We start from the raw sequence: 15234 nt of genomic DNA, 5'->3' as shown, positions 1-15234 counted from the left end.
TTATTGCCCAGCAAACTTAACCATGTAAAATGGGGTTTAGCTATAAAATAGCCAGTCAGCCACCGTACCACATAACTTATGATTTCTTCGTTAGTTATTCCCTAAGTAATCAAAAAAATACAAAATTGATGAAATTTTTTAAACATTTCTAATGCTTTTTCTTTTTCATTCATTGCTGTATAAACGTAGATCATTTTATAAAATGAGCCATGACCTCCGTTTTCAATTAAAAAAGATTCCATCTGCTCTTTTGTATTCGGATTTTCCAGACAGCAGGCAACACCTAGATCAAAACATTTCGAATTAGAAATTCCCCAGAAACCAGATGTTAGGAATTGCTGTTCCTTCGTCAAATCAATAAACATATCAATATTTCCATCAATAGATAATGTTTTATCAACCCATTTTTTCCATATATCTTTATCCTCAATTGTAATTCTATTTTCGTAATTATTATACAGGGAATATAACTCTTGGAGTTCGCCATGATTCGAAACATCGTGTATCATTTTCGAAAATTCACTTTGGCTGATATTGTTATAACTTCCGTAGCTATCTATTTCCGTATCAAGTATATTTTCCTTTTCATTCAGTTTACAATAAGAATCATATACAACATAATAATTGTCTATTACACCTTGCTGGTAATCAAATTTACCCTTTACCGAAGTAACGATGTCAAATGCTTTGGCAAATGAAGTCTTTTTTACCTCATCATCATAAAAATTACTGCTGAGAACTTCCATTTCTATGTCAAATAAAGATTGCTTATAATTTTCTTCCCTAAATCTCCACCCATTAACGATATCACATACTTTATTATAATGAATCGCATTACATTTTATATCTTGTATTAATAAAGCTACTATTGACAGATTCTCAACGTACTTCTCAAGATTCTTTTGTTTAAACTTCTTTAAATATTTATAAGCAAGCTTTAGATCATATGAACCTATAGCTTCCAAAAAATTCAAAATCCCATAGCGGGTATGATCCCGGTCCGTAATTTCATATAATCTTAAGTTCAGTGAAAATATCGATTCAGCATATTTCTTTAGTTCTTTCTTTGTTAACCAGTTCTTGGCTAGAACCTTTTCAAAGGCCTCATTAAAAAAGTCGGAAATAAAAATATCTTTCCTCCATCCATGGCGAAGTTTACTATTTATAAAAGCTTCTTTTATATATTTTATTGATTTTTCAACATTGAACTGTGAATACATTCCACTTAGTACAAAGCATCGGTCAATATATTTTGAATAATCATCTTTCCAGGATTTTAAGGAATTTTCATAGGGTAAAAGTTCACCTTCTGTAATAACATTCGAAAAGGACTCCAAATCTAATTTACTTAGTTGGCTCAAAAAAACCAACGCATCAAAATCAAAGGTTAAAGCATTAATCAATTGAAGATAGTCGAGCCTGCTGCCCTTAGAAGAATAAAAAATGTAAGCCCATAGCCGGGTAAGTGTAGTTTTTATCCTAGGTCTAGAGTCATACCATTGCTGAAATCGATCTCTATAATCTACCAAATTTTTAGAAAAGGATATTTGTTCTTCTAAAGACTTACAATAAATGTCATAAAGCACGCAGTATTTCACCACATCATCAGCTGAAGGGAAATCTGTTGCTGAATGCACCTCATCTATAAACCTTTTGTCTCCTGCTATAATATAGCCCAGCGCAAATGGATGAATAAGCCTAATAAAACTAAATTCCCGCACATTGGGCTGGCTTGGACGCAGAAGCTCTAATATTTCATTAATCTGTTTCTCTGTCACCGTTGCCTTCAAAAGCGTTCTAAAGAAAAAAACAGGTAGATTATTTTGTGTCGGTTTTCTTTTATATTTAGTTAACTTGCCTGAAATAGCTTTTTGCAATTCTTTGTTATCAAAAAATAGTGGCAAAAATTCCGCTGTAGATAAAAGATCCAGGAAGAAAGAAAGTTCGTCATTTGTCAGCTCTTTAATTAATCCGTTCATTTCCTCTTTGAAATGTTTAATCCCTACCTTAAAATAACATTTTACCGCATATTCCTTAGGGGACTGATTGTCCAGCAATGAATTTGAGTCTGTAGCAAAGTTCTTAAAGTATTTACGATATTTTTTCAAGAAAAATGACCCATAAGTCTTAGATCCTTCCTCCAGCATCATAAATTTGTAGTAAAGCTGTCCTTCAAGATCTTTCATTTCAGTGGTATTTTCAAACCTCCCTAATTCTTCAGTGCAGGTTTCAATTACGGTTAAAGCCGCGTCGCTCTTCCCTCGTTCGAAGAAATTAAGTGCATTTGCATAGGTTCCGCTGATGTAGTTTTTCGTATTTAATACATCGTCATTAAGCAGAAATTCCAGCGTTTTAGGTTTCTGGCACGCTAATGCATCAACAAACTCCACCGAATCATTTATATACCATTGATCACCGTTTTTCTGATAATACGTGATACTTGCCAACAAAGCCAACGAAGGAATATCGTTTGTTTTTTTATATTCTTTTTGAAGATATTTCATAAAGATATCATCAAAGAAATCTGGGCTGAGAATAACTCCTGTCTCGCGGATGATATTGATATCTCTTTCAAATTTTTTCTTTAATCTCCTTGCAAAAAAATACTCCTGATATCTTCTGTGCTGATATATATAGGTATCATTGTTCTCATCTGTTACGCTTTTATCAAAAAAGGTATTTAAATTATAGCTTGCAATCCTGTTGATGTCCTCGTAATTCAGCTGAGGAAACTCTTTGCATAAAAATTTGCCAATGGCCGAATGTTTAAATCTATACTGATATTTTTTTGAGAAACGGTAGGATAATTTTTCATTTATCCTAATAATTTCCTTTTCCTTTGGAACCAATAGATTAAGGTTCCTAAGGTTAGTCCGGTGAGGTGTTTCTTTGAGAAGTCCATTTATTTTCAACTCCAAAAGATCAATGATCGTAGTATTATCCGTCAGATCATTAATGGTATCCCATAGCAGTTTAACAAGAAAAATGTCAGTGATTTCTTCAATAAGTTGACTATGTTGCGCTTTGAGTTGGTAGAGTTTGTCGTTTTTATCCTTGTCATCTTTCTGGTCAAAGTATCTTTCAATATCTTCAAAAGTCAATTCATTAATATCATAACTGTCAAATGAATCAAAGTATTCATTTATCGTCAGTTTGTTAAGGCTTCCTCTTCGACAAGAGATAATAATTTTATCCGTACTCGTAGTTTCAGAGAGCCTTTTTATAAATCGAAGCGCAAGGTCACCATGGTGACTGTTCAATTCGTCCAATCCATCTAGGATATATATAAAACGTATACTTTTATTTTGTACCTGATAATCTTTTTGGCGTTGCCTGATCAGGTTCTCCAAGCTGTCGGAGTAACAGTCTTTAAGATTAACCAACATGGGTAAAACATGATTGCTATCAAATACCCTTTTTTTTTCAAACAATTTTGCATACTTGCAATAAAGATATTTTATAATAACGCTTTTCCCTGAACCGGGATTTCCTGTGAGCAGTGAGAGCTTTGCCTTAAGTTTCAAGTCAGTCAATTCTCTACCGGGAAGTTTAACAATTGGCAAATTCAGAAAACCCGAGGATTGGATAAAGTTTGAGTCAGCTATTGAAATATTACTTTTGATAAAATTCTCCTCATCACCAAAGCCAAAGTAAAGCTGCGCAAGATCCAAGTTATTTGGTTGATTTAAGGCAATCTGAAACTTGCTCTGTGTGAACCAATTTATCCTAACATTTTGTTTCTTGGCAATAGATACAATTTCTTTTGCACTTTCTGACGATAATAAAGCGTTTGAGTTTAAAAAGATTGTAATCTCATTCAAATCATTCCCAAATAATTTCAGTGCTTTTAAAATTGATTTCTTTATTTGCCCATAATCAGTTTTACTTTCAAAAAATTTAGATTGGAAACCTACCATTATGTTTAAAGATCCTGATTTCTTAGGATACGTTTCAAGACCGGCCTGATTAAAATCGGCCATAATGCCTTCCGAAAATTTATGTTTTCTACAAAAAAGCTGGTAACATAATTCTTCAAACGCTTCATTGTAATTCTTATTTTTAACTCTAAAGGAATTCCAATCTATCTTATTCATCAAAAGTTTTTTAATATGGATCAGTGAACAAAAAAAAATGGCTATTTGCTGTCATCTGCAACTTAAATCTTTTTAACGACAATTTACTCCCTAATAATTATTAGTTTTTATGCATCCTTACAATGGCTGTTACATTTTAAAGAACTTCATAAATCAACCATGATTTGGACCTATTTACTATTCAATAAATTCAGAAAATTTCAATTTATTTGTTTGAGTCTTGTTATCCATTTAATATATGTTCTGCCTTAGAACTTAAAATTTACTGGTGCTGCTTTATTCTTTTAAAAAATTCTTTTGTGATTTTCCTTCGGAGTTTTATACTTTGAAGACCTATAAGTCTTCTATTACGATTTATAGTTGAAGAATCTTTTACAAATTCGTTATCAGTACTTTTTAAACCATACACAGGCTTCTCATCAGGAAGATTTTTATACGTTAAATGATGAACTTCTTCAGCATCTTTATAACATATTTGGCATTTATTCCCATCTCTAATGAGTGCTTGTTTTCTAATATTTTTATACTTTTCTGTGGAATAGTGTTCTTGTAATTTACCAAAATTTGATATTCTGAAATTATTTTCATCAATATACCCTTTTATTGATTGATAGTCATTTCTAATATATTCCAGCCATTCTTTTAAACGATAAATATTTATTTCATCTCTTATTTGATCCGAGAATTTTTTAAAGGATAATGGTTTACTTCTATTCACTATACCTCCACAATTAATGCATTGATAAAGCAATCGATCTACTTTCATAGTTTTATCAATGATTACAATTTTTAGTGGATTTCGACAACATTCATCAATTTGAATTACTTTCTGGTAATGACAATTTGGACATTCAAAAACTTCATGATAGTCTGTATTATAATTTTTTTTCATGTCTGTTGTGCATTTATTACATTTAGTTTTATAGGTGTGATTGTTCATTGGATGTTTCCTAACTTTTAAAAATTATCAAATACCTTACGCCATGCTATATTGATTATTGAGATGGAGTAATGTAGCTCTTACAAGAGCTAAAAAAAGAATCTATGTCATTAGAAATAAAAATTTATGGGAACAATGTTCCTATTTTGATTTAATGGCAGCTATAATTTAAGTTTTACCAAATTATGGATAAAAAGTGTAAAACTAGACAATAGAGTAAATAAAGTTATATTCAATTAAATGAGAAGTTGGCAATTTACCATCCGGAGCATAATACGGATGTACATTTCTATTTCTTTCAGAAATGAGATGTAAATTTTTTCTGGCTCTAGATGCTAAGACATATAATAATTTCTTAGAATTAATAACACCATTACTATCATTAAAGTGAGGAACAAAACCATCAAGTAATCCAAAGCCTATCACAGTATCATATTCTTCACCTTTAGTTCCGTGGATAGTAGATACCGTAATTCCATCACGTTGTCTAAAAACTTTTCTAAAATATTCAATTTCGCCAATATATGGATTTCCTTCTGCTACAAGTCTTTGAATTCTACTTTCAGAGCTTAAAAAAAATGAGATATAATGTTCATCCAATAAAGGAAAATTTACTATAGTAATTCTGAGTTTGTGACAAATTTGTTCAAAGAATGATCGCAGATACATCAAACCTTCAGTTTCTGAAATTTCAAATGAATTACAGATTCTTAGAAATTCTTTACTGGTAAAATTTGTAACGTCAACGCCTATAGAATCAAGCTCATTTAGGATTTCTTTACTCCATCGGAGACGCCGTAAATACATAAAAGGTGATGGTTCAGTCAATGCAATCCTTGAAACTTTGAACCAAAAATTATCAAGATCCCTCGAAAACGGAGCCATTCCTGGACCATCAAAATTTAAATCTGGGAGTTTAATCATAAGTCGTCTTGTTATACTAGCAATATGAACCCATTGCGGGGCAGCGATGCAAATTTGATTAGGACTAATTCCCTTTGTTTCAATATTAAAAGTAATTAATCTAGCAATTTCTTCAATTAAGCCGTCTACAGATACTGTCGAATTAAAGGTAATTGAACTTAGATAGTCTTTGTTATTACCAAATGGTATAATAGGTGTTTCAAAAGTCTTGTAATAATCAAAATACTCTATAATAGAAGAAGCTGATCTATAATTTTTGTCTAGGCTTAATGATACTAAGTTAAAACCTAGTAACTTTTCTAATTCCTCTTTTGGCATTACATAACCTCCTAAAGAATCATATATCGATTGATTAGGATCACCTACAATTAGAGTTTTCGATATACCATTGTCAGCACTCAATATTTTCGCTATAATATGATATTGTATTTCTTTAGTATCTTGATATTCATCAATTAAAATAAAAGGGAACAGCTTACATAGTATTTTTGCAATAACAGGTTTTTCGTTCAGTAACTTATACGCGTAAAAAAGTATCTGTTCAAAATCAATTTGTTGATTTTTTTCAAGAATAAGAAAATATTCGCTAATAATCTTTCTTAAAGAATCGTGTTTCTTAGAGTCTAAGCAGGTTAGATAAAATTTATCAGTTTTTGCTAATATTCCACAGTCATAATGAGTAATTTTCTCATTTTTATAGGGTATACATAGTTCAGCTAAAATTTTTTCGGAATCAAAAGAATTTATAACCTTAAAACCATTTTTTAACCGTTCGGAGTATAAATGATATGGCTTTAAAATCCATTCCATACAAAATGAATGTATTGTACCAATCCATAATTGAGAAGTATCAACTCCAAGTAGCTCAACTCTCTCCTTTATCTCGTCTGATGCCCTATTGGTATATGTGATAGCTATAATAAATTCTTTATCTGATTTAAGACGACTTAGCTCATAAGCTATTTTATATGTTAATGTTCTTGTTTTGCCACTGCCTGGACAAGCAACAAGAAGTACACTGTCATTTTGTAAAATTGCATCTTCTTGTTGTTTATTAAGGCTGTCTTTCTCCCACAAAAACATAATTACTTTAATTTATTTATTAATTTCATAATCTGATCATTTGGAATAATAAGATCAAAATCAAATTCCAAATCTTCTAATTTAATGTCTCCATTTCTATACTTCAAAAGTTCGGCTCGGCAGCTTGCAAAGTCTAATGAATCATCTGCTTCAACATTTTTTTCAATCCGATAATTTATTATATCAGCAATAATCTCTGAAGAATATGTTTCTTTAGCAAATAATAGAGCATCTATAATATAATCTGGTATTTCTGTAAAGGGAGTGATATGCTTACCTAGCATGATAGCAAACCAGCCTTTACCAACATGCCTAGCCATTGTAAGAACACGTTTACCATAAATAGCGACATCAGTTGAGGTAAGTTGTCTATCTGAAAGATCTTTTGTTGGCTGGTCGCTATAAACTTGACCTATAATCTGCCTAACTTCCCAATCGTTATTGTTTGTTACAAAATCCACTTCAAAAGTATGTTTTGCGTAGAAAGTCATTACCCAATCATTATCTGCTTCAAAGGTATCTAACTTCACTTTTCTTTCTAAACCTTTCTTTTGAGAGGCTGTAACTTTCTTTTTATATTTTTTCACAGATTCACTGTCTGTTACCAACTCAGTGGTATCACATATAGCATCATCTAAATCAGTGAGAATAGCACACTTTCTTTGTATTCTATCATTATGAAAAAGTTGCGCAACATTTTCAAATCCCGTACTGCGAATATTTATTAAACTAATTCCAAGTTCATCAAGACTAATTCCAAACACTTTCTTAACCATTATTGGAATAAGAATTTCCTCGGCATCACCTTCCACTAAAATTACTCCTTTAGCAAAAAGCAAATTAGTCCTTACAGCATCTAAGTATCTTTGTATTTCACCCACATTTTCAGAATTCAATCCGTTAGAAGGCTGATAAACCTCTGCATAATTTAGTTTCTTAGCAAGAATATTTATATTTTCTACGTTACTTACTTCAGATATCTGGGTTGAGTGAGTAGAATAAATTATTTGCGTATCTCCGTAATCTAATTTATCGAATAGTGTTTTTTGAATGTGATTATGGATGTGAGCTTCGGGCTCTTCAATAATTAAAAAATTCGCAAAAGTATCTTTTGATTTACGATATTTAAATTCCAACAATTTTAAGGTTAAGAAAATAAGATTCGCTCCTCCTAAACTAAGTTCATGAATACCACCTTCATACATCTCTCCTGGTTCCCCAATGAAAAGCTTTAAGGATTGTAATAATTTTTCAGCTTCATCGGGAACACTAGATTTGATAGAAAGGGATGATGGAGAATAAGTCAATCCTACAGCATCTTGAATTGTAGATTTTATGTCGTCACGTATTTTCTTTACATCGGGTAATTCTTCTATACTTTCGTTTAAACTATTTACCAAATTACTAATTGGTTGATAATCTGCTTCCGTAATTTCACCACTTTTATTTTTTAGAAGAGTTAATAAAGGATTAGTTCTATTATTATGAAAGTCACTTACCACATCTCGTAATGCCTGGATAAATGTAAAAGAGACTTCTTTCGCTACTGACAGCTGATGTGGAATCTTAGAGCCAAATTTTGAAGCATCAATTGTTGAGGGAAAAATTACATTCTCAAAATCACCAACTAATTCTTTATATATTGTTGGATCAGTAAAATCAGCAGTACTTTTACCTGTGAAAAAAGTTTCATAATTGTCTTGGATTGTAATATCCTTAAGTATATTTTGTAATCCATCTATGTCTCCTTCTGTTAATTCAGCTAGCTTTTGCCTAATATCTGCTTTTGGTCTAAAAAAAAGATTGTATGTTGCCTTTTTAACATATTCATCTTCGGCAATTCCAGAACCATGAATAAATAATGATTGGATAGCTTCCTCATCATTGAGTTCATCAAATTCAATGCTAATTATAATCCAATGCCCTTTCCACAAGCCATTTCCCAAAGTACGATTAAAATCACTATCTGTGAGTTTATATGCATATTGTATTGAAGCATCTTCCAATAATAACCTTATCGCTTTAAACACATTGGTTTTCCCTGCTCCATTCTCACCTATCACAGTGTTAATTCCCTTTTTAAAATAAAAATTGGCATTAGCAAAGTTCCGATAATTAACTAAGCTGACCTTTGATATATACATGTTTTATTTAAGTTTTTCATACTAATATACGGTTTTCTTAATATTTAGAGATAAGTTCATATGGGATAAAATAGAGAGAAAATCAATGTGCTTGCTTCATCTAACATTTAAATCATTGAAAACACTTATTTAGAAAGATAGGACGCAAAGAAACACCAAAATATTATATCTCATCTTTTCCTGGTTACAGGCACCATATTTACTGAATTCATATATTCTCTTTGGCTTGGTACTATATCCTTGGAATTTTTAACATTTATATTATTAATACAATTATCAGTAAGAAAAGCATTATAGAGATTCTTATTCTCTTCTGTCCTGTCTTTTACATGATCTATATGCTTATTAATTGTAAGCTGCTGCTCTTTTTCTATCTTATATTGAGCAATTAAATTATCTTTTATCTCCGGAAGCTCTTCCAGTTTTTTATCCAGTTCAGCTATTTTATCCTTTGTAGCCCTAGTTTGCTTCTCAATTTCTGTAACATTCACTCCTTTTTCAGCTAAATGCTGGATTGCTTTTTGAACTTCTTCTTTTGCGAGATCAATCGTTTTTTGATAAGATGGAAGCTGATTTTCCAATACTCCCCATTCTCCCCCTCTTCTTTTGAATACCCTAAAATCCTATTATAATTATACTCTGCTTTGGTCACTCCCTCCTGAACTTTGATAAAATCCTCGTATTTCCTTAATACAAAGGCACTATCCGCAAGGTGTTTGTTTTTCTCACTTTCAATCCGTTTTTTCATCAGTTCAATCTCAATATTAGCCCTTGTTTCCGGATTGGTAATGATTGATGTCTTGAGTTCCTGGGTACTGATATCCGAGATATCCAAAACATCTGCTCCTTTTTTCATCGCTTCTAAATATCTTGCCTGCTTAGCCTGCAATTTTTGAAGCATAAAAACATCAATACTGTCATTGGTTAGCATAAAATTGACACGGACATTTTCATTCTTATTCCCCTGTCTCCATATTCGTCCTTCCACCTGCCGTAGAGAAGTAAAATTATAGGGTAAAGAAAGGAGATACGGATCGGTTGTATTTTCCTGAAGATTCATTCCTTCCTGAATGGCTTCACTTCCTATGATTACTTTTATTTTCCCGGAATTAAAATCATCTTGGATTTTTAACCTGTTAGGTTTACTTGTTGCTCCGGTAATGATTCCAATCTCTTCAGGTTTACAGCCAACTTTCTGTACAAGATATTCTTTCAATTTAGGAAATTCTGCAACGGCTAATTCTGAATAAATAATCTGTCCTGAATCCGGAATATCTTTTTTATTCTGCCGGATCAGCTGCATCGTCTGCCTTAGCTTCGGAGAATTCTCTATAAATTCCTGTACAGAAGGTTTTTCTCCATCATAATAAGTCGACAGATATGGAGAAATGGCAATCAACCGGGCATTAAGGATATGGGTAAGGATCGCTCCTTTCTCTGTTTCACTAAAGCTTTCATTGAGTAGATCATATTGCTCTTTCGTCACATCATTTTGCTCAATTTTATATTCTTTGTTGATTTTGTTGGGACGCTTCAGTTCTGGATTATCTTCTTCCCCTTTAATATCAATAAATTCGGAAAGCAGCTGCTGAAACAAAGAACTATTCTTAAACCTACGGACATTCGCTTTGAATTTCACATCACCTTTGGCATCAATTTCCATATCATTATCTGCCTCCATAAAGGTTTCAAAAAATGTATTGACATTGAAGTAACCGGACTCTTCCAAACGTTTATTGGCGATCAGGGATAAAATGGAATAATACTCCAAAGGCTTATTGGTGAAAGGGGTAGCAGAAAGCAGAGTAACATTTCTTCCATCATTCTTGTCCTGAATGCATTGTGCTGCCATCCAGGTATTGATTCCCAGTTTGGAAGTCTGCTGGTTCTGGCTCCTGAAATCCGAAGCAAATCTCCGGTCTTCTACCCTAACCTTTCCTACGATATGATTGGCATTATGGACTTCATCATACGTCAGATGGTCAAAGCCAAAGTCTTCCCAATCATAGATTTTACCCCGTTTCATTTTTCCCTGCAGTTCTTTTTCTTTCTCAAGCTCTTTCTGAAAATCCCTTTCGCTAATGGAATTAACACTTTTCAGTTCACTTTCTGAAATATAAGAAAATCTGGAAGCCAGTTCTTGCGTAATATTTTCGGAAAAACCGATATTATTAAAGCCTTCATAGGTAACTATGGTAATCTCTCCGTCCTTGTTATCAAACTTTGAGAGATCATAGTCATTACCCAGGTTTCCCAGTATATTTAGTTTTGCATGAGGAACAGTTTCAAAAATCGTTTCCACCCATTGTTTGAGAATACTTTCGTTGGGAACAACAATTAAAGGTCTTTTTGCATTTCCACGCTCCATCGCTTCGTGCATAGATAAGATTCCGGATAAAGTTTTCCCAAAACCAACTTCATGAGCTAATAAGCCAACTCCTTTGGTCGTTTGTCTTCCGATTCCAGCTTTCTGAACCTCCGTTAGTTTTAGTTCCCTTCGTTTGAAATTGAGATGAATTTTAGAAAAAAGAGGGAATTTGGAATAATCAGGAACATGGATGTTATTATAGTTTCTGTTAAAGTCTTTTACGAAACGTTGCCTTAGTTCACCCAATAATTCTTCTCTTAAAAATTTATAAAACAAATCGTTAGCAGCAGCTTTTCTCCTTTCACGGACGAGAGCATTCCTTTCTTTATCGCTTCCCGTAACGGTCTCATTATCGACAAAACTTCGCACCTCCCACGACGACGATCCCGCAAAGGCATCAATGGGTAAACCGCTTACAAAATCCTTAAATTTCTCCGCAAGTGTATAATTTTCCGTGACCGGCTCCGTGCTTTTTGTCACTGAATTATATCGTAACCTTTCAATAGTACCTAAATTAAACTGATGAATGAACTCATGGTTAGGACTGATATAAATTTCATCGAGGGATTTAGGCTTGGGTAAAACACTTTCCAGTAGAGCCTTTTGCTTTTCATATTGATTTTCGGTTCCGCCAATAATAGCATATTTATCGGCAAAATCTTTTTCTAACTGTTCCAGTTTTTTATAAATATTCCCTTCGGCATAATAAAAATCATGCACCCATTTTTCGTCTATGTAGTTGGCAAATTGATAGTACCACGATTATGTAAAGTTCCGTCATATGAGGTATCCCTGAAAGCTTCAACCTGTGCGTTAGAAAGATCAGAACTGTTTTGAACCGAAGCATTTACGATTTCATCAGATTTAAGGAATTGATACTTTAGAACTCCTTTTTTAAGCTCCGGCTTGGTCTGAATTCTATACTCCGTATTTTTTTCATGTTGAGACTGAATAATTTTTTCCGCTTTTTGAAGAATTTCATCAATTTGGCTTTGATCGAATTTCTTTGGCTCGCTGGCAATTTGGGATTGAATTTTAGAATATTTCTCAATCTCCTTTACAACTGCCGGAGATTTGAATTTTACAGCACCTAGCGATGAAAGTACTTGTTCTACTTTTTCCCGGACTTCAGTAAGATCTGCTTCAACAGGCTCAGAATCCGTAATTTTTTCCGGTTGAACCTCTGAAACCTTACTTTTTAAAGTGATTTTAGGTTCCTGCTCAGCTTCCAGGAATAAATCTTCAAAGAGATTTCCGATTCTTTCGGTTTCTTTTTTGCCACTCAGCTGTTCAATTCTTATTAAAGCCTCCTCTAAATTTCCGTGGACATAGTTTTCCTGACGCCCAAAACGGTTGGTTTTTTCCCGGGTTTCACCCAGAATTTTTTCCGGATTAATTTCAAAATAACTGGAAATATCCGTAGAAATTTTCTGAGGGTCTTTCTTAAGAATAATAATATCCGTACCAATGGCAGTCCCAGCAAAAGCACCGCTGGGTAAACGGAATCCCTCCATTAATTCGGCATTTTTCAATTGGTCTTGACAGTTGAGCCAACCCGACGGAAGCACCATTGCCAGAATCCCACCGGGCTTTAAGGAATCTAAAGAACGTTTGACAAAATAATCTTCATATTTTGAGATTTTCGGCTCTTCTCCCAACCCTTTGTACAATCCCCGATGATCACCATAAGGAGGATTACCGATAACCAGATCATAATTTTCGGAAAATTCTTTTTTGCCACCCTTCTCATCAATAAATTCAGTTTCAAAGGAACGAAGATGGATATCAGCTTCGGGATGAAGGATTTTGGCAATTTTTGCTGTAGTTTCGTTGATTTCAAAAGCCGTAATACTGGTTTTTATCCCCAAGTCTTTTGCAGCATAGAGAAAGTTTCCTATTCCTACGCTGGGTTCCAATACTGAAATTTCCTGATGGTTTTTAAATCGGTCTTTGATTAAATTGCGTACAGCATATACAATCTTTGAATCGGTGTAGTATTCATCTAAAATCCCTCTGCCTTCTTTCGTTGTTCCACCGCTTTTAAACTGGCTGCAAATACCTTTCAGCTCATCTGTACGGCTAAGATTTTCATTTAGAGAAATTTTGTGATTCCCCGAAACAAAGCAAGCTGCGGAAACCACTTCCGCAACTTGCTCATTAGTCAGCTTCTGACCTCTATACTTTGAAATGAGAATATCTAAATCCTCATTATTTTTATGGGATAAATCTAATCCTGATCTATTGGATAAAGTTCTCCCGGATACGATTCCGCCCACGGGGTGTTTTCTTCCTTCATTTTCTTCATCATTCTGCGGTTGTGTTCCGTCAGTGGATCTTCCTCTTGTTCCGCTTCCCAAATCGCTCCGCTTTGTCCCTTCAAATCCATTTCCAGCATGGTTGCTGCCCATAGCTTGTCCTCTCGGGTGATTTCCGTTTTGTTCGGATTGGCTGCTTTGGAAAGGCTTTCCAGAATTTCGTTCAGAAAGTTGGGATCCCACGTGCTGAGCGTCGGAAATTCCGTTTCGTTTAATACTAAGGTTTGCATCTTCTGAATTTTTTGGTTCGACTAAAGTAGTATTTTTATTTTGAAGACCTAGTTTGTTTTCTAAATAATCACTTAGGTTTTGATTACCGCTTTCTGAGATTCCATATAAGGGACGAATGTCCTTTATATTTTTATCATTCAGCTCAGTAAGGATTTTCAGTGTTATCATATTTCCTGCTCTGTCACCATTCAGACAAAGGAATATTTTCCCCTCATAGTTCTGATACCTGTTAATCAATTTTTTGGTATTTGTAGCAGAATGGAGAGCAACAAGGGTTCTGTTATTATTCTGATTATTTAATTTCAGCAGTTCCAGGAATGAATGCCTGTCCTTACTGCTGTTAAAAACAATCAGTTCATCTTTATTCCCTTCTATTACGGAAATATCATCGATGTTATATGCTAGCTGATTTTCATTCACTTTCCCTTTTTTTTACAAAATGATTAAATTCAAATAGTTCTTTCGCGGTATCATCCCAGTTTTTTCTAGGCAGTAATTGGAGCGTTACAAAAACGTCCTCTTTTTTATTATAGGAATCAATACGTTCCAACCGTCCGCGATAATCTTTTTCGGCATGTCTGTACAGCGAATAAGGTAAAATAGTGTCTGTCGGATAGATATAAAATCTTGTGTACATCCAGGGAGAATTAATCTCAAATCGTTTGTATTTCTTATGGAATAAAATAGTATCGGATAGGTTTCTTCTGTTCCTGTAGTTGGGAATCCATTCTTTTGAAAACACAGCTCCCACTTTCTTTTTCCAAACCAGAAAAGGCTGCTGTTTCCTGGAAAGATCAGAAAAGATGAGATTACGCTCCATAAGCTCAATTGAATAGCAGAGTGAATCCCTGATATAATACACCTGTCTGTTAATCTCAGGTAATGAAAGATCAGGAACCAGTTCTATAAGCTGATCGTGAGAATAATTTATTTTCGATACATGAAAACTTTGCATGTTGTCCAGCCCCTTGGATGCATCAAAATAGACATTGGAAATCAAATCAATTCCACCTTTCTCGGATTTGATTTCTTTGTGACAGGAACATGCGATAAAAAGAAAAAGCACATATGGCAGTATTAAATGTATTTTCATAGGGATTGATTTAAAGAAAGCGGCAAATCACTATCTGACTTA

Annotated in this window: 5 protein-coding genes and 1 pseudogene; all 6 read right to left on the bottom strand. The window is 33.6% G+C overall.

The genetic code is table 11. The features are described 5' to 3' along the window. Positions 1 to 101: 101 nt before the first annotated feature. The 6 genes and pseudogenes from ACM6F9_RS16480 to ACM6F9_RS16455 all read right to left on the bottom strand — a co-directional run bounded on the left by ACM6F9_RS16480 (position 102) and on the right by ACM6F9_RS16455 (position 15192). A complete protein-coding gene (locus ACM6F9_RS16480; protein WP_414846716.1) occupies positions 102 to 4094 on the bottom strand; it encodes an NACHT domain-containing protein in 3993 nt (1330 codons plus the stop codon). 262 nt (positions 4095 to 4356) lie between these two features. Beyond that, complete coding sequence (locus ACM6F9_RS16475; RefSeq protein WP_414846715.1) at positions 4357 to 4986, bottom strand: hypothetical protein; 630 nt, start codon at positions 4984 to 4986, stop codon at positions 4357 to 4359. A 252-nt stretch (positions 4987 to 5238) separates the two neighbouring features. After that, a complete protein-coding gene (locus tag ACM6F9_RS16470) occupies positions 5239 to 7041 on the bottom strand; it encodes a UvrD-helicase domain-containing protein (RefSeq protein ID WP_414846714.1) in 1803 nt (600 codons plus the stop codon). 2 nt (positions 7042 to 7043) lie between these two features. Continuing rightward, on the bottom strand, positions 7044 to 9185 hold the full coding sequence (locus tag ACM6F9_RS16465; RefSeq protein ID WP_414846713.1) for an ATP-dependent nuclease: 2142 nt from the start codon (positions 9183 to 9185) through the stop codon (positions 7044 to 7046). 170 nt (positions 9186 to 9355) lie between these two features. After that, positions 9356 to 14519, bottom strand: a pseudogene (locus ACM6F9_RS16460) (Eco57I restriction-modification methylase domain-containing protein). Next, positions 14512 to 15192 carry a hypothetical protein gene (locus ACM6F9_RS16455; RefSeq protein WP_414846712.1) on the bottom strand — a complete coding sequence of 227 codons (681 nt, stop codon included), beginning with the start codon at positions 15190 to 15192 and terminating at the stop codon, positions 14512 to 14514. The pseudogene ACM6F9_RS16460 and the gene ACM6F9_RS16455 overlap by 8 nt, the downstream one beginning before the upstream one ends. Positions 15193 to 15234 lie beyond the last annotated feature (42 nt).

It is taken from the genome of Chryseobacterium sp. IT-36CA2 (assembly GCF_949767875.1).
In the GTDB taxonomy this organism is placed as follows: domain Bacteria; phylum Bacteroidota; class Bacteroidia; order Flavobacteriales; family Weeksellaceae; genus Chryseobacterium.
The sequence above is the reverse complement of the archived record's forward strand: the minus strand, read 5'-3'. Positions and strand labels throughout refer to the sequence as shown.